The 18,954-nt window shown below is 31.1% G+C and carries 12 protein-coding genes and 1 tRNA gene; 8 read left to right on the top strand and 5 right to left on the bottom strand.

The window, feature by feature from the left end; genetic code table 11:
- Positions 1 to 293 precede the first annotated feature (293 nt).
- The gene (locus tag ACXGSQ_RS05520; protein ID WP_458628627.1) at positions 294 to 962 is read left to right on the top strand and encodes a response regulator; all 669 of its coding nucleotides are present in this window, start codon (positions 294 to 296) and stop codon (positions 960 to 962) included.
- A gap of 79 nt (positions 963 to 1,041) precedes the next feature.
- On the top strand, positions 1,042 to 1,434 hold the full coding sequence (locus ACXGSQ_RS05515) for a prepilin-type N-terminal cleavage/methylation domain-containing protein (RefSeq protein ID WP_458628626.1): 393 nt from the start codon (positions 1,042 to 1,044) through the stop codon (positions 1,432 to 1,434).
- 150 nt (positions 1,435 to 1,584) lie between these two features.
- Here the strand turns inward: ACXGSQ_RS05515 and ACXGSQ_RS05510 are convergent, their stop codons facing one another.
- Complete coding sequence (locus ACXGSQ_RS05510) at positions 1,585 to 1,740, bottom strand: hypothetical protein (protein ID WP_458628625.1); 156 nt, start codon at positions 1,738 to 1,740, stop codon at positions 1,585 to 1,587.
- 176 nt (positions 1,741 to 1,916) lie between these two features.
- On the opposite strand from ACXGSQ_RS05510, the gene ACXGSQ_RS05505 reads away from it, so the two are divergent.
- The 5 genes from ACXGSQ_RS05505 to ACXGSQ_RS05485 all read left to right on the top strand — a co-directional run bounded on the left by ACXGSQ_RS05505 (position 1,917) and on the right by ACXGSQ_RS05485 (position 7,266).
- A complete protein-coding gene (locus tag ACXGSQ_RS05505; RefSeq protein WP_458628624.1) occupies positions 1,917 to 3,323 on the top strand; it encodes a GspE/PulE family protein in 1,407 nt (468 codons plus the stop codon).
- Positions 3,324 to 3,379: 56 nt separating this feature from the next.
- On the top strand, positions 3,380 to 4,441 hold the full coding sequence (locus ACXGSQ_RS05500; protein WP_458628623.1) for a hypothetical protein: 1,062 nt from the start codon (positions 3,380 to 3,382) through the stop codon (positions 4,439 to 4,441).
- 383 nt (positions 4,442 to 4,824) lie between these two features.
- Positions 4,825 to 5,559 (top strand): type II secretion system protein GspD, encoded by a 735-nt coding sequence (locus ACXGSQ_RS05495; protein ID WP_458628622.1) that lies wholly within the window; start codon positions 4,825 to 4,827, stop codon positions 5,557 to 5,559.
- Positions 5,559 to 6,761 (top strand): hypothetical protein, encoded by a 1,203-nt coding sequence (locus ACXGSQ_RS05490; protein ID WP_458628621.1) that lies wholly within the window; start codon positions 5,559 to 5,561, stop codon positions 6,759 to 6,761. Before ACXGSQ_RS05495 ends, ACXGSQ_RS05490 begins: the two co-directional genes overlap by 1 nt.
- A complete protein-coding gene (locus ACXGSQ_RS05485) occupies positions 6,754 to 7,266 on the top strand; it encodes a hypothetical protein (RefSeq protein ID WP_458628620.1) in 513 nt (170 codons plus the stop codon). The genes ACXGSQ_RS05490 and ACXGSQ_RS05485 overlap by 8 nt, the downstream gene beginning before the upstream one ends.
- Positions 7,267 to 7,339: 73 nt before the next feature.
- On the opposite strand, the gene ACXGSQ_RS05480 is transcribed toward ACXGSQ_RS05485, so the two are convergent.
- The 4 genes from ACXGSQ_RS05480 to ACXGSQ_RS05465 all read right to left on the bottom strand — a co-directional run bounded on the left by ACXGSQ_RS05480 (position 7,340) and on the right by ACXGSQ_RS05465 (position 17,142).
- Entirely contained in the window at positions 7,340 to 7,744 is a 405-nt protein-coding gene (locus ACXGSQ_RS05480) for a hypothetical protein (protein ID WP_458628619.1), read from the bottom strand.
- Between the two features lie 21 nt (positions 7,745 to 7,765).
- Positions 7,766 to 13,321, bottom strand: coding sequence for a DUF6443 domain-containing protein (locus ACXGSQ_RS05475; RefSeq protein ID WP_458628618.1), 5,556 nt, complete (start codon positions 13,319 to 13,321; stop codon positions 7,766 to 7,768).
- 7 nt (positions 13,322 to 13,328) lie between these two features.
- Positions 13,329 to 16,502: a hypothetical protein gene (locus ACXGSQ_RS05470; RefSeq protein ID WP_458628617.1), complete on the bottom strand. Its 3,174-nt coding sequence runs from the start codon at positions 16,500 to 16,502 to the stop codon at positions 13,329 to 13,331.
- 558 nt (positions 16,503 to 17,060) lie between these two features.
- A tRNA-Leu gene (locus ACXGSQ_RS05465) sits at positions 17,061 to 17,142 on the bottom strand.
- Between the two features lie 313 nt (positions 17,143 to 17,455).
- On the opposite strand from ACXGSQ_RS05465, the gene ACXGSQ_RS05460 reads away from it, so the two are divergent.
- On the top strand, positions 17,456 to 18,844 hold the full coding sequence (locus ACXGSQ_RS05460; protein ID WP_458628616.1) for a dipeptidase: 1,389 nt from the start codon (positions 17,456 to 17,458) through the stop codon (positions 18,842 to 18,844).
- Positions 18,845 to 18,954: the final 110 nt, after the last annotated feature.

The following is an 18,954-nucleotide window of genomic DNA, read 5'->3' as shown; positions in this document are numbered from 1 at the left end:
ATACAACTAGAAACTCCATAAATTAAGTTATGCCTATTACGAAATTAGTATAAATAAAAAAAAAAGTTAGAAAATCAACCTTACTTTTGGTAAGGTTAAATTCTTAATATTAAACATTTTAAAAAACCAATACACCTGTTTGGCAATAAAGCTAAACAATAACCATAATTCTATAAGTATCCATTAATTTTTAACGAATTTTCATGGATAAATTTGTTAAAAACAATTTTTGTAAATACTTTTCGTGAGGTTTCCACTAAAATGTTAAAATTCAATCTGAACACAACATATATATGAAAAAGCACATCAATGTCCTTTTGGTAGATGACCACCCCGCTATCATCCAAGCCTATTCTGTTTACTTAGATATATTTAAGGAGTCCAATCCTAATTACGAGTTGCACGTACTCACAGCAATGTGTTGCGATTCTGCAATTGAGATCATTAAAACTAATGCACTTATAGATGTTGCTTTGCTTGACATGCAATTACCGAAATCTAAAGACAGACTATTTAAATCAGGTGAAGATTTAGGGGTGCTCTTAAAGAGAAAATTTCCTAGGATAAAAATTATAATTATTACGGGATATTACGAAACCCTAGTTCTTAGTAGTGTTTTACAAAGAGTAAAACCAAAATCTATGCTTCTTAAAGGAGATATTACAGCTCAGATTTTGATTGAAGCATTTACAAAGGTGCTTCTTGATGAACGTTTCTATAGTTCTAGTGTTTTAGAATTAATACATAAAAAAATATCAAGTAGCATCAGCTTAGATGCTCTAAATAAAATAATGCTTTACGAATTATGGAAAGGCACAAAAACTAAAGATTTGGTCTCATGCTTACCGCTATCAATCGGTGCAATTGAAAAAAGAAAACGACAAATAAAATCCTTATTTAACGCCGAAGGCAAAGATGATGAAACACTTATTAAAATCGTATTAGAAGAAGGCTTTCTTTAAAAAATACCTTACCAAAAGTAAGGTTGATTTTTAATTATTGTAATTCTCAAATGGTATATTTAGCTTTAATTTATTTTTTATGAAAGTAGGCGCATACAACCTTCAAGAAGTTTTAGTCGTTTTAGTTATTATTGGTATTTTACTATTGCTTGCATTACCAAACTTAATGCCTTTAATTAGCAAAGCAAAAAGTACAGAGGCTCAATTACAGTTAAGCCATATTTATAATTCTCAGACGACACATCGCTACATGTATTCAAAATATTCTTTCGATTTAAATGAGATTGATTTTGAAGCCCCAAAGACAGTTAATGAAAATGGCAGAGCTAATTACAGCTATGAGATTTTAAGTGCCACTAACAGTAGCTTTAAAGCCCGTGCCACCGCAGTAACTGATTTTGATGGTGATGGGGTTTTTAATGTTTGGGAAATTGACGAAAATGGAGCTCCAAAACAAATTGTAAAAGATTAATGTGGTTATTCTAAAAATAATATTATTAACCACTTTAATTATGGTACTGTTTCAAGATACAAAAGAGCGACAAGTTTATTGGTTTTTATGTCCTCTTGTAGGGCTGTGCGCTGGAATTTTATTATATCAAAATACTCTTTCCCAACTATTTTATGCCACCATAGTTATAAATCTTGCTTTTGTACTAATCTTAATGACAGTGATATTTTTATATTCTAAATTGAAACTAAAGACTTCAATATCTAATACATTTGGATTAGGCGATAGCTTGTTGTTTTTTGCTTTAATATTTAGTTTTTCGAGCATCTCATTTATTGTTTTATTTGTCTTTGGACTTATCTTTTCATTAATATTACACCTCCTATTAAAAAAGAATTCAAAACATCACACGGTTCCTTTAGCAGGTTATTTAAGTTTATTTTTTGCAATAGTTTATATATCTAATTGGATAGGAATTTTAGAATCTGTTTATACCATTTAATTTGAAAGGCGATTACGACATAACCACAAACTTAATACAGCTCATTTCTAGTGAGCAAGCCTACCATTATCGCATAATTCCTGTTGAAGCCCTAAATGGAACATTAACCTTTAAAACAGACAAAATCTCAGATGCTCTAAAACAAGAATTACAAATTGTTTTAAATAAGAATATCAAATTGATTGAAGATACTTCTGAAAACATTCAACAATATTTAAGTGTCAATTTTAGACAAAGCAATCAAAACCAAACCGAAGATTTACATTACAGTACAGATTTTTTAGAAAAACTATTATTTACTGCTAAAGACATCGGAAGCAGTGATATTCATTTTGAACCTTATGAACATAAGTGTCGTGTACGATTTCGTTTGGATGGAAAACTGAAGGAACAGTTTATTATTCCATTACAAGAGTATCCTGTTATTGTAAACAAGTTAAAGATAAAAGCAGGACTAGATATTTCTGAAAAACGCTTACCACAAGATGGTCGTATTACAATAAAAACGAATACTAATGAATTTGATATTCGAGTCTCCTCTTTGCCAACACTTCATGGTGAAAAAATAGTATTACGTATTTTAAGTAAAGATGCTAACCACATTCAATTAAAAGAATTAGGTTTTACTGAAGAGGAACTCAAAACTTATAAAGAAACCGTCAAAAAGCCAAATGGAATTATTCTAATATCTGGACCGACAGGTTCTGGTAAAACTACAACATTATATGCTACCCTAAAGTTGCTCAATGATGACCAAACCAATATTTTAACAATTGAAGACCCCATAGAATACACCCTAGAGGGAGTTAACCAAGTTCAGCTCAAAGAAAATATAGGACTTGATTTCGCAAGCACTTTACGCACGTTTTTACGTCAAGACCCTGATGTTATTATGGTTGGTGAGATTCGTGATGCAAAAACAGCTAATATGGCTATTCGTGCCGCTTTAACTGGTCATTTAGTACTATCTACAATTCACACCAATTCAGCTTGGGCAACAATCTCTAGATTAATTGACATGGGCATTCCTTCGTTCTTAATAGCTAGCACTTTAAATGTTAGTGTAGCCCAGCGATTAGTTAGAAAATTATGTGATAATTGTAAAGAGGAAGCAAATGTTACAAAGGATTTATTTCCTTCAAATTTTGAAATACCAAAGTATTTTAATACTCATTTTAAAGCCATAGGATGCAACAATTGTTTTCACACAGGATATTCTGGAAGAAAAGCCATTTATGAAATCATTCCCATAACAAAAACATTAGTTCATAACATCAAAGAAAATGATTTAGAAATTGATGCTTATATAAAGGAAAATAACATTTCAACTTTAAAAAGTAATGCTATAAAATTACTTGAGGAAGGAATAACATCTATTGATGAAGTTTATGCTTTACTTACAGATTAAATAATACAAAAAAGATTAAGCTTATTAAAGCAATGTCCTCCATACAGGAAAGTAATATGAAAAAAATATTATACATACTATTATTCGTCAACCTCACTTTTGTCTTTGCACAAAAAGAAGATGGACGTATTCAAAAAATAAAAAATCAATTAACTGTTTTATCAACAGAAAATGCAGGACTAACGGAAAACCTGAACACAGAAGTGAGTGTCAGCAATATTAGTTTATCTAACTTTTTACTTGCTTTAGCTGAAGTACATAAGCTGAATTTGAATGTCTCTCAAGAGCTGAATCAAATATCGATTTCTCCAAAATTTCCGAATGTTATAGTTACCGACCTTCTAGTGTATCTTTGTAAAGAATACAATTTAACTATTGATTTCACAGGAAATATCTTATCAGTAAAATCTTACCAAAAGACACCGGAAGAACCAAAAAAGCGAGTTATTCCTATTTCTTACAACCCAAATGTAAATACAATTTCAATAGATGCCAAGGCAGACAAACTATATGATGTATTTAAGCAGATTATGGACGAAACAGGTAAAAACTTGGTATTTTCTCCTGGACTCGAAAATAGAGCACTTACTGCATATATTCAAAATATCACGTTTGAAGCTGCTATGGATAAGCTTGCTTTTGCAAACAACTTATATGTAGAAAAATCTAAAGATGGCTTTTTTGTGTTTGAAGATAATACTGCAATTAGTAATACAAATACTAGTAATGCTAATCAACCTGCACAACGACCAGTAAGACGTCGTAATTCCAATTTCTATTTTAAAATCCTGGATCTGGAAAAACAAATTATTGAGGTTGATCTGGCTAACACGTTAGTTGTAGATATAATTGATGATATCGGAAATGAACTTAATATTGATGTGTTTACAGCCACTCCACTAACCGAAGCAGGAACAGTGACTTTTAAAACGAAGAGTATTAGTTTCGACGACCTCTTGGTTAAAATATTCGAGTCTAATTCATCAGGATCATCTATATCAAATAACGCAACGAATCAACAGCCCGGTAACGCACAAAATAACGTTAGCAATCCAAGCAAGGTATTTACATTTAAAAAAGAAGGTAACGTCTACTTTTTGGAACAGAAAAGCAACTAAGCGTTCGTAAAGTTGAAATTGTATATTTACAATATCGTTCAGTAGAACTACTATCTGATCCTCAAGGAGGAGGTTCAATTAGTAACAATTTTAATAATAGTTATAGAACAAGCCCCAATATAGTTGGTCAGTCAAATAACAACTATTCTCCCAATCAAAACGGAACAAATTCCAGCTTTCGAAATACTGGTAATAATGTAAATTCCGCATTTAATAATTTGAATACTAAAAATACGGATCTATTAAGCATTGTACCTGATGAAATCAAAGAGGGACTGGAATTTAAAACGGATTTTGAACTTAATAGCTTTTATGTTACCGGTCCTAGTGCGAAAATAAATCGTTTTAAATCATTTATTAATAAAATTGACAAACCTGTTCCTGTGATATTAATTGAAGTCATGATTATTGAAGTCAATAGGAATTCCACTACTGACACTGGCATTGAATGGGGAATTGGCGAAGATGCTGTAAGTACTCAAGGAGCGATATACCCTAGTACTGAATTAACTTTAGGGGCTCAAACTGTGAATAAAATAATAGGTGGTTTTAATGACTTTAGCAGTTTTAATTTAGGTAGAGTAGTTCCTAACTTTTTTGCAAAAATTAAAGCAATGGAAACCAATGGTAATTTCAAAATATTATCTACGCCCAAGTTAGCAACATTAAATGGCCATCGCGCTAATTTTTCCAATGGACAGACTTCCTATTACACAATTACGGACAGAAGTATCATAGGTGTTGAAAACCCTATTACCAATGAAATAGTCAATTACGTTCCTATTGAGGCTGAACTAGGTTTAACCATAAAACCCTCTGTATCTGGCGATGGTCATATCTTATTAGATATTAATGTGATCCAATCAAGCTTCGGAGCTCGAATCGCAGATGATGCACCACCTGATATCAATTCCAGAACTTTTACGTCAATTATTAGAATGCAAGATCAAGATATTGCTATCCTTGGCGGTTTAGAAGAAAATTCTAAAAACAATTCAGGCTCAGGCGTACCATTTTTAGCAAGAATTCCTATCATTAAATACTTATTTAGTCGGCAAGTTAGAACTGCGAAAAAATCTAAATTATCTGTTTTAATAAAACCAACCGTTATCTACTAATGGTAAATAAGATCCTCAAATATTTAAAATATGGAAACCGTTATTGTGGCATAGAACACTACTCTGACTATGAGAATGATGTTTTACAGGTTTGTCTTATAAAACAGTTTAGAAATGAACTGGATGTAAAATTAACGTATAAAGTTGAGACTATAGAAGAAGCCTCTAAAAAGCTTTCCAAAAATCAACATATTGCACTCGTTATTAATAACGGTAAGGTTCTTTCTAAAACTATTGAAAGTAAACAAGGTGATACTTTAAAAACTGTATATAAGGCATTTCCTAATATCAATTTGGATGACTTTTATTTTGAAGTACTTTCGGAAAAGAATATTCACTTTATCTCGTTATGTAGAAAAGACTATATAGATTCGATAATTAAAGATTATTCAGAGCAAAACATTCATATAATTGATATATCGTTTGGCAATACAATTATTTCTACAGTAAAGTCATTTACAAATAGTAGAACAATTCATACATCAAATGCTATAACAACTATTAATGACAGTTATATTGTCCAAATTAAAAAAGATGAAGTAGAACCTAATAATTATGATGTTAATGGTTTAACCGTGTCTAATGATCAGATTTTATCATTTTCAGCTGCCTTACAATCTGTACTTAAAAATAGTACTACTACAACAAATTTTGAAGAAAAAAGACTATCCTTAATAAACGATTTTAAACAAGTTCGCTTTTTTTCTCAGTTCTTAAAGTTTGGAGGTTTATTTTTATTGGTTCTTCTGCTCCTCAATTTCTTTTTCTTTAATCATTACTATAATAAGGTTAGCGCTTTAAAGCAGGTTTCAGAAATCAATCAATCTACTAAAGGTCAAATCCTAAAACTCAATGAAATAGTTAGTAAAAAACAAAAAATGGTTGATGATTTGTTAAAAAGTAATGGCTCAAAAAGCTCATTTTACAGTAATAGCATTATGCTAAGCTTACCTAAATCTATTCTGCTTTCAGGATTTAACTATCAGCCCTTGTTAAAACGAATTAAAGCAGAAAAAGTAATTGAACTAGAACGAAATAGTATCAGTATTTCTGGTGCATCAAGTAATAGTGATGCGTTTTCAAATTGGATAGCTTTTTTAGAGCAAGAAGACTGGATTGATAAGGTGGAAATTATTGACTATAAGTCAACTACCTCAAATACATCCGATTTTAGTATTAAAATAGTTTTGAGCAATGAGTAAAAAACAGAAAAACATAGCGCTAATTATCGGTTTTTTAATTGCTTTAATACTATGTTATCAATTAGCAATAAGCAATACATTACAACAAAAAAAGCAATACAACGCTTTGAAGGCGCAAGAATTATTGTTTAAAAATGCTCCTAAACAATTATCGCTATTAAAACAAAAAGAAGTGTATTACGATTCACTCCTAACCAAATACCAATTAGATGGTTCTTCGATTCAAAATAATCTTTTAAAGGTTATCAATGTATTTGCGAATGACAACAACCTTAAAGTCGTTAGCTTTTTAGAACCGCACACTATTTCTAAAAATGACCTTACAATTAATACATATGAATTTGAGTTGGAGGGTAATTATAATGCTATTAATCAGCTTATCTTTCAATTAGAGCAACAAACCAAGTTTGGAGAGATTATTAATCTGCATTTTGAAAAAAAGAAAAACTTTAGGAGTGGGAAGTATTATTTGCAGGCTAGCGTTTTGTTGCGGAGTTTCGGGTAATCTTTTATGAATGTATGGTTACCTTATTTTAATTACTAACCTTTCATTTTAAAAAACAAGTTTAAAACAATAGTCAAATCTTTATTTCCTGAATTGTTACAGTACTTATATTATTTTTCGCAACAAATATTACATTTATAATTACTCCTTTTTCTTGATCCGTATAATTATAAGAATAGAAATCATCACACCGGTGCCAATGTAAAGAATGACTAGACACATTTTCATCTAAAGAATTACATAAATTTCCAATGATTTCATCCAACAAAAAGTTTTTTTGGTTAAATGACAATTTGTAAATTGATAAAATACTATAATCCTGAAACTGATTTTCCCTGTTAAAATAGATTAAATTCATGTCCGCCGGAAAATCTATTTTCAACCTTTCTGAATAATCTTTTATCTTAATTTCTGTATTACAACTAAAATTAACAATTAATAAAAGTAGCAAGAGGTTTTTTAATTTAATTACTTTCATAAATGAATTATAGATTAATAATTAGTCAGTTTCATCTTGCCTTTCCTCAGTTGGTCCTGGCTTAGGTTGATTTGCAGGAAAGATAGTAATATTATTAAATGTTGTTGTAACATCTCGTCCATTAATTTGGTTTACAGGCAAATTACCAAAAACATTAAAAGGAATACCAGGCAGTAAATTTCTTGCTATAGTTACTTGTAACTCTACATTCCACGCCCTATGGTCGGCTGCGTTAAAGTCAAAAATATCGTTAAACTTAAAAGTTCCAGTAAATTCTCTCAACCCAGTTACAGAATTTAATGATATTTCACCCTCTCTTGTTAAAGTAAAATTCCCAAGAGTTCCAGCAGTACCGGCATAAACAGGAACCTCATCCTTAAAAGGTTTGCTTTCTCCCGGAGATAAGTCACCTACACTTAAAAAATCAGAATTACTAAGGCTTAGATCAATTCTATTTCCACCTCCATCTGTTAATGGATAGACTTCTATAAGTTGTTTTTGGCTTAATTCATATTCAGTACCTGTTTCACCAGCATAATGATCGATTAAGTCTCTAGCAGCCCCATTTTCTGGAAAGAATGATTTAAAAGCACTGACAATATCCATTGCCCCATTTTCAGCCCTATATAGATCCTTATAGTTTTCAACTAAGTCGCTTCCATCTCGTTTTGATAGCTTTTCAGCAACTTGTAACCGCAAACTATGATCAGCCATACTTTCCATACCCTCTAACTCTCGTGCATGAACTGGTTGGTTAGAAGAAAATTGATAAGTCGACATCCATTCATACTTTTCAGCAAGTGGATCTACTTGCCAAAATCGTCCAATTGCAGGATCACTGACGCGGTATTTCCATTCATGAGTATTTAATTGTAATTCTTCTGTAAATTCCTGACTTTGATAGGTTTTTATATTATTTCTTACACCTTGCACAACATTATTATATCCTTCATGTTCAAGGCCAAAGGGATAATAATTACTTTCTTTTAAAATTTCTGAACTATCCACATCACCTGAATCATCACTGTCCGAGTAGGACAGTCTAACGTTACCCAAATGATCTTTATATTCATATACATATTCACCACTAGATAAACCGCCATACGGATTAACAATCTCAAAATAGCCTTCAGGTATTTGGATTTGCCTTAGCTTTGCTGGTGTAGAACCTGAACTATTTGAGGTGTACTTATATATAAAATCACCATTGTAATCGGTAATAGCATAAGATACATTATAATTATTTTGATTCCTCACTTTCTTCCTTAATTTATTACCCAAGGCATCATAGGTATAATTAATACTATTGTATTCTGTATATGATTGGTGATACTCTGGTTTAGAGATATAATCTGGCAAGTTAAGGTGATTGTAATGAATATCTACAATACCTTTATTTGAGTCTTTAGTCATATTACCATTAACGTCATAAATATATTCATTATTTTGATTGCTTCCATTTACAAAACCATCTTGCGAGGTATAGTCGTTAACAGCCGATAGTTTATTACTTCGAGGTTCATAGGTGTAGTTTAAAACATCTATAAGGCCAATCTCATTAGTTTCAACTCTTAAACCCGAACGCCATAATTGCTTTATGTTACCGTTTTTATCATAGTTAATATTAGAAACACTGTAATCTTCCGTCTCACTAGAATTGGCAACCAATGCATAATTACCGTGATAATTGGCGAGTTTAATTCTATTTAATGCATCATAATGATAATCATAACTCCTCAATTTATGGTCGTTCGCAGTTTGCCAATAAGTTTCACTGATATTCCCATTAAACAAACTTTTAACTCCTATATATTCTGGAGTATTATAGTTAATTTTAAAACCAAATAAATCATCCCCAGAAGTAGTACCTTCATTTATTGCTTTTAACCAACCTCTGATATTATAGCTATAATCTATGGTCTGTAATCCCTGAGAATCCTCGGGAGTGGAAGCAGCTACCATACCACCAACATTTTTACTTTCTAATTGCCCATACTCGTCATAATGATTGTTTACTATAAGTTCTTCATTGTTCCCAATAACCTGTACTTGTGTTAATAACCTACCAACATGGTCATAAGTAAAACGATTTTCAACAACAATAGGGTCGTTACTGTCCTTAACATGTACTGTATTAGTTTCCTTAGCTCTACCAACAAAATCTAGATGACTGGCTACTTTATCGATGCTGTTGAGATAAGAATTGTAACTAGTTATATAAATAGGTCTGGCTTTATAATCATAATAACTTACTCTAGTTATCCAATTATCTGTACCAAGCACTCTAACTTTGCTCCCTGTTGCTAAAGTTTTGGTATTTGTAGCTAAAATTTGATTATAGGTGTTTTGAAAAATACCTAACTCATTAGGAATATCAAAACTGTAATCGTCGTAATAGTTAATCGTATGAATAACTAGGTTAGCATCATTAGGGAAGGCATAGTTACTGTAATAAATATCAACTCCATTAATAGTCTGATAATTAGAAATCTTATTTTCAAACCAATTTGGGTTATTTTGAGCATCTACTTGACTCTGTAATTCTAATTGTTCATTTGCTTCTGAACCTGTAGGAATATAAGTATAAATACCCGTATATACTTTACGACCAAATACATCATATTTAGTAAAATGCCATTGGTTATCTAATCTCATTTTAGCATCTTGAATAAGAATAGGTCTATCTACATTGTCATATACTGTATACTGCCACCCCTTACCTGGGATTTTTTTATTTATTACTCTATTTCTCTTGTCATAATGATAAATATAACACAAACCGCCAACCGTTCCTGGTGTAATATTAGGTGGCGACGGAGGTGGTGGAGTTGTAAAAACAGTATTTAAATTGTTTATTGATCCATATCCATTTATAAAAAGACTGTTCTCACGTATGGCAAAATAATAATCATACCCAGATCCAGAAATACTTCCCAACTCTCTATCACCTATATTTCGTTTAGTATTTAAAGGAATCACTAATCCTTGTTTTAATTTTAACGGTGTATTGGATCTGCTATTAATATTTATTGTTATAATATCACTATCATCAATACTTATATTAAGTCCCCCCTGAGCACCATACTTATTTTCTACAAATGTACTTAAGATACTTTGATTTGTTTCTTTAGCTAAATTACTAACAGTTTTTTCAAATTCAGAAGCAAATTTGGAATCCACATCAGAATAAGTCGTCCATAGATAATCCTGTGAATAAGTAAGTTTTGTATCACTACTAAAAGTTTCGTTAACACTTGTGAGTTCCCCTTTTCCTTCTCCACTTTTTTCAATAACTATTGCATTTCCTTTTATAATAAAAAAATATTTAAAATCATCTCCAACAATACTTCCCAATTCAGTATCTTTAAAATTCCCAAAATCTTTCAATGATAATAATTCTCCTTGCTTTAATGACAAACCTTTGGAAGCAAAGAATGTAAAGTTTAAAGTAACTAAGTCACTATTTTCAAAAGTAGAAACGGTGAATCCCCCTTGTCCACCATACTCATTTTCTAAATCGGCATTTAATAAATCTTCGTTTTTATACTCTATTAATTTCTTATTATAATTTTCAGCAAAGGCTAAATCTACTTCAGCAAAATCTGTCCATGGATAGTTAACTTGGGAAGCTACTCGAAATCCTTGACCTCCCATTTCTAATATTCCATCAGAAGCTAATGGAGGAATTACGTATGTAAGATTTGCAAATTTATCATAGACATAGTATGTATCATGGGCTATATTATTTTCGTAAGCTCTCTTTAAAACAATGCGTCCAAATTTATCTTTATATTCTTCAGATGTATTATCTTTCTCTATAATATTGGGGTTTGGATTAGGTTGCCAATTCTCATCTTTTATAATAGTTTTATAAAGTTGAGATGCTGAATAATTTCCTATGTACACAAGTTCAGTTTCTTGTGAGTCACCAATAAACTCAACACCAAAATGTTTGATATCACTATCGTGAGAATTTGTACCATATTGATACCTAATTGTATTATTTGTAGATTCTTCTGTTTGATAAGTTATATATTCTGCAGGAGGAATGTCAACAGATAAATTAAGGGTGCAATTTAAGCCTTCTACTCTATAATTGGAATCAGTCGTTGTAATAACCAAGTAATTATTTTGAATTTGCACAAAATAAGGAATTAAAACACCTTGTTCATCTATAAGTTGCCCTACGAAATAGTTGTCTATAACATAAGGAGCTGTGTCTAAATAGAATATTTGCCCAACTTTTAATTCTTGTTGTTGCATAATCATATCAAAGACTATATTTATTTCAGAATTACTAACAGTCAAATTAATTTGACCTAACGTACTACCACTATTCGGATAATAACTAAGCAAATTTGTATCAACCGTTGTGGAAAAATTCAATGGTATAGGAACTTGAATATTATTTGTTACAACATTGTCATGGTCATATCTCCAATCAAAACCAGGTGCTGCTCTTTCTTTAATACTGCTTAACGGGGATTTTTCAAATACAGTTTGTGCAAATGGATTAGGTATTGTAAAAGAATTAAAATCGTCAGGGTACTTTGTTAAATATTGAGTATTTAAGTTTAAAACCTCTTCAAAATCCGACGATGAGATATCTCTAGAATAAGGTAAATAATCTATATTTTGTCTACCATAATCATCGTAAGTTATTGGAGTGATAATATCTTGTCCTTGTCCACCTGCGTGAATTGCTATATCTTGAACAGGCCTACCAAGTCCGTCAAAATAAGTGATTGTTTCATTTTTTTCATCTCCGGTGACACTTATTAAACTATGAGAATGAGAGTACTGTATCTCATTTGGAATAGTTAAAGTATCTGAGTAAAAGATCAACCAATTGTTTTCTATTTTAGCTTTATATTCTGTTTGACCGCCTGAGCTATTAATTAAATATCCTAATTCCGTATCCGGAATTTGAGATGAAGTGTTGAGATATTGAATATTGCCTAACTTAATATTACAATACTGATTTAATTGAGCGTCTAAATCTAAAGTAATCACATCATTCTCTATATAAATACTCCCAGAACCATTAACAGAACCAACTCCTCCAAAACAATCAATATAATTTAAATTAGTACCATATTGAATTGGGCTAGATGGTGTAAAATTTATAGTTGTTAAAGTATTTATTTCAGCATTTAGCTGTTCGTTAGTTTGGTAAAACTCTAAAACACCATTATTAATTCTCGCAAAATAGCCTGTAGAACCGTTCTGCGCTTGCAACTCACCAAGCTCGATCGACTCACTTTGTAATGATTGGTTCAATTGGGCAATAGAACCTGTTTTTAATCGAAACAAACTAGAGTCCCATTGTCCTTGTATTTCGAAAGTTAAAATGTTATCCACAATTTTTACTTGGGCTTGTACTTGAGCATTAAAAAGGTCCGCACCTTGATTATAATAAAACAAATCTTGGATATTTAAAGTCTTAGTATAATCTTCATATCCCCCATTAAACTCTTTCTGATAAGTTGTTGTTAGAATATAATTTTTAGTGTCTGTTTGTGCAAAAACCATATTTGACACTGTTAAGGCTGCTAAAATGTATAGTAACTTATTCATGTCTATTTTAGTTTTGTTTGTAGTTATAATCGTTTGAACTTAAATAATTACCATATTGGTCTTTAACGTGTATCAACCTGCCATATGAATCATATATATAATAAAAGGTTTCATTTTTTGCATCCGTTACGCTAATTGCATTTTCTAATGCACTATCATAGGCATATGAATATATTTGAGCATTTGGGAATGCAAATTTGAGGGTTTCAGAAAAATATTGAGCACAGTTTCCCGATTCACAATTTTCAATATTGTAGCCATTATTAGTCTGAATATAATTTTTAATACTATTGTAAGTTGCATTTTCAACTCTTGCTAGTAGCAAATCATTTGACCAAAATAAGGAAGTAATTTTTCCCGATTTATCTTTAAATTGTTTAGGCTTGCCTCTACTATCATAGGAATCAAAATCAAATTCTCTCACAAAAGGATTACCTTTTTGACTTGTAAAGATTTTTTCTACAAATCCATTAGCACTATATTCTTTTTTAAAACCGTTTATGCTTTCGTTTAAATTATTAGTATTATAAATTTCATCTTTCTCAACCAAATCTGACAGATAGTTTATTAAATGAAGTTGAGAAATCCCTGTTTCTGAAATATCTGTATCATTAACATACTTGTAGTTATTTATATAACTTTCATTAGAATTTATATGCTTTATGTTAGACGTTAATAACCCTATATTGTTATATAGAAAATCTTCGCTTACCTCCACGATTTCTCCGTTAAAATAATCTAAGTTCCTAGATTTTATGAGCTTGTGAGTATTTTTTTTATATGTTTTAGTTATATCTATCATATTTTCGAAATCATCATTGGCATCATTTACGTAGGTGTTTTTTCCTCTAAAAAATCTCTTTCTAAAACTTTCACTTTCGAAAGTTATATTTTCTGAGTAAACATTTATGGTTTCTTGCTTTATGTTAGAATTGACATCAAATATTTTTTTAGAAAGTAGCTTACCTCTCTTAAAAGAATTATCGGTATAAAAATCAAGCCCATAAGCACTATTTCTTATAGCGAAACGGCTTTCACACATACTTCCTCCTGTAAAAAAATTTATTTGTTCTTGACCTGGTTCAGCTCTAATATACTCATTAGGATCAGTTTCATTTGAAATAAATGAATATAGAGTATAACCATTACCTGACTCTTCTTCCTTAACATTACTATAGGACACATAATTACCATTAGTTAAATCTGCATCAATTTTGGGATATTGGTTAATAATAAAAGTATCATAAATATATGCACTATCCCATTCTGACAAGCCTGGATCCCAAGCTTGTCCAGTAATAATAGTTGTTGGTCTTCCATAATCTGGTGGATTCACTAAAGTTCCTGAACTAGACCCATCAGTGTTGATATATGAATAGTTAATACTTCTTACAGTATCATTTTCGTTTATTATGGTACTCGATTTAAGTCTTAATCCCGATGTAGTTACATTTTGATTAAATATATTAATTTCATTTAATTCGTAAATCAAATTAGTTCTTGCACCTGTCGGGTATCTTATAGATTCCAACGACCATCTTTTTACATCAGACAAAGTAGGTATATCGCTATAATCACCGTATATAGGATAATTCGTAACACCCGCTATATTAAAAGGCAATATGGAGTTTTCGTTTTGATTTGGATAATAATAGAGATTAGGTACTATATGCGAACCTTGACCTTGGGTTACAGCACTATTATAGTACCCTAAAAAATCTTTCTTATTGCTAGTAATTTCAGGAAAGTAGTCATTCTCATTAAAATAAGAAAACACATAACTTGGCTTTCCCATTTCTTTAACACTTTCTAATTTAAGACGCTTACTTTTATAATAATTCACCCCACCTGAATCAAAATAATCAAAGGTAAAATCGAACCTATTTATAAGTTTATTTGCAATTGTAAAACCATCTTCTTTGCTGTAAACACTGATATTGTTTAATATTTTCGTGTTATACAAATCTAATCTATTTGCCCCCCAATCAAAATCGACTCTACCACCTTTAAACTTTATACTTACTAGTCTATTCTTAACATAAAAACGAGTGTAATTATGTCTTTTATATACCATTTTATGATTATCATATTCGTAACCAGCCTTCATATGTCTAGCAGTACACATATTGAAGTTTGCATTAAACCAAGATCTTTTAGGGATCGTTTTAATAGACTCATGAACTATAAGAGCTTCCGGTTGCAAAGCAACTCCCGAAACGTATGTACTTTCAGAATAAGGGTCTGCATTATATGTTTGATATTCAAACTCTATCTTGTCTCCCGTTAATAAATCCTCTATCTCTGAAATATGCCACGAAGAAACCTGAGGAACAGCTAGGTAGCCGACATAATCAAGACCTGTTCCGGTAGGAGCTTCATATGAATTAGATATAGAAACATCATAATCTTCAAATGTGTATTTTATTCCATCTTTGCTTGTAACTTCAATTTTTCCAAAATCATACATCGGAAAATAATATAAAGATGACAAAATATTTGTATCATATTGAGGGTTTGGATAGTACTCTTTTATTTTATCACCACTTATAATAGAGCTTCCTTCTGTTAATTCTACAGGAGCAGTTTCTGGATTAGAAAAATAAAACTTAGTAGTAAAACCATCAGCAGAGATAAGAGAATACAAATCAGGCATTTCATCTATTGTCTTATATCCAACACTAGCTTTTTTATTTTCAGCCTTTTTGAGAAAATATCCCATTCTATGTTTTTGATCATGAAGCAATACGTCAACATGTTCTTGATATTCTGAATCATTTAACGATATACCACCACCAACAGGGTCTAGCCATTGAGTCCCTACATTATCAAAATCATTTCCGTCTACAATTTGTCTAGTAATAGCCGTTTTAGATAAATTCCAACCTAGACCAACTTCTGAAGCTTGCTCATCAACTTTAATACCACCAGAATTATAACTAATTTTTATTGGGTAAGTTAACCTCCCTGCCTTTATCGTATAAATTGGGATTACTAATCCTAATTTACCTGTTGACAGATTATTAGGAATTAAAGAAACTTTTTCAAAAGCTTTAACTTCTGGTGTAGAGAAATTAGTTTGCGTGTATCTGTTAAAATTTTCAAAATCAGGACCTGTTCCGTCTTGAGAATTAATAATAAGAACATTAAAAATAACTGAAATTAAAAACAATTTGGTTTTCATGGTCTGATATGTTTTCACTATAAATTTGCCTAAATATTTAAAAACCCAAAAATAGATGAAACACCTTAATTAAATCAGAAATGAACCATACAAATAGTAAGGTTGAACCTTACTATTTGTATGGTTATCAAAACAATACAAACAACTCACAAACACTAAACATCATTGAATTCAAGTTAATATTTAAAAGACTTATTATTAATTCCTTAACCCATATTAAGAGTAGAAGACTAAGTTTGGTAATAATTTACATTTTTACCAAACGAAAACTTTAGAACAGGGAAATATTATTTACAGACTTAAGTTTTATTGATGAGTATTAGACAAAAGGCAAACAGTATATAATTACTTTTTTTTATAAACAATATTGATTAATAAAGTATTGTTATTCTCAATGACAAATTAAATTTTAACATAAACTTTATCTCAACTTGTATTGAAATACTATCAATTTAAATGAATTTAAAAAAATAACAAAATGTTGTACCTATGTTGTACCTGACGTTTTTTTGAAACAATTTTAAACAAAAAAATCCGAAGATTTCTCTTCGGATTTTGTACAGGTGGGGAGACTCGAACTCCCACACCTCGCGGCACCAGATCCTAAGTCTGGCGTGTCTACCAATTCCACCACACCTGCATTTCAATAATTATTCAACTTTTCCTTGGATAAGTCCTAAGTCTAGCGTGTCTACCAATTCCACCACGCCTGCATTCAACCAATAAATATTGGGATGCAAATATAAACAATAGTTTTAATAATCAAATATTAAATATTCAAGAATTTTACATCAATTCATTTTATTCCATATGCATCTGAAACAATTGATTTTAGTAGAATTGATTCAATATACCAACTTCAAACACTCCATCTAAATAAAAACTTAAAGTTGACTATTGCTTAATTTATTCTTCTTATAATTCCTATTTTTGTTACAAACCGAATTACAATTATGCAATCGATACAATCTTATATCAACGACAACAAAGATCGTTTTCTAGACGAACTTATCGAATTATTAAAAATTCCATCAATTAGTGCGGATTCTGCATACAAAGGTGATGTCTTAAAAACGGCTGATGCTGTTAAAGTAAGCCTTGAAAATGCAGGTTGTGACTTCGTTGAAATATGCGAAACTGAAGGGTACCCTATTGTTTATGGCGAAAAAATTATAGACAAAACATTACCAACGATTTTAGTATATGGACATTACGATGTGCAACCACCAGATCCTTTAGATTTATGGAATTCACCTCCTTTTGATCCTATCATTCAAAAAACAGAAACACATCCTGAAGGAGCCATTTTTGCTAGAGGAGCATGTGACGACAAAGGTCAAATGTATATGCATGTAAAGGCTTTAGAATATATGACCAAGACTAATGAATTGCCTTGTAATGTAAAATTCATGATTGAAGGTGAAGAGGAAGTTGGTAGTGTTAACTTGGCCAAATTCGTTGCTGCAAATAGAGATAAACTGACCAATGATGTTATTCTTATCTCAGACACAGGCATGATTGCAAAGGATGTACCTTCTATAACTACAGGACTAAGAGGTTTAAGTTATGTTGAAGTTGAAGTTACAGGACCAAACCGTGATTTACATTCTGGACTCTATGGAGGCGCTGTAGCAAATCCGATTAACGTATTAACAAAAATGATTGCATCGCTTCACGATGAAAACAATCATATTACCATTCCTGGATTTTATGACAAAGTTGAAAATCTTTCGGATGCTGAACGTGCAGAAATGGCAAAAGCTCCATTTTCATTAGAAGCTTATAAAAAAGCATTAGATATTAATGCAGTGTATGGTGAAGCGGGCTACTCTACAAATGAACGTAATTCTATCCGACCAACGTTAGACGTCAACGGTATTTGGGGAGGTTATACTGGCGAAGGGGCTAAAACCGTAATTGCAAGTAAGGCTTACGCTAAAATTTCAATGCGCTTAGTACCACATCAAGAATGGGAAGAGATTACCCAATTATTTAAATCACATTTTGAAAGTATTGCACCCGAAGGAGTAACCGTAAAAGTAACACCTCATCATGGAGGACAAGGTTATGTCACTCCAATTGATAGTATTGGTTACAAAGCAGCATCAAAAGCTTATGAGCAAACCTTTGGTAAAACACCTATTCCACAACGTAGTGGAGGAAGTATTCCTATTGTGTCGCTTTTTGAACAAGAATTAAAGAGTAAAACTATTTTAATGGGCTTTGGCTTAGATAGCGATGCTATTCACTCACCAAACGAGCACTTTGGAGTATGGAATTACTTAAAAGGTATCGAAACTATTCCGTGGTTCTATAAATATTTTACAGAATTATCAAAATAAATAAGCGCTAAACAAGAAGCTTATAACATTACGAAAAGCCTTATGATTACTGTAAATCATAAGGCTTTTTACATTTAAAAATTCTAAATATTATTTACAGACTTAATAGA

This window comes from Winogradskyella sp. PC D3.3, from assembly GCF_054366245.1.
The sequence above is the reverse complement of the archived record's forward strand: the minus strand, read 5'-3'. Positions and strand labels throughout refer to the sequence as shown.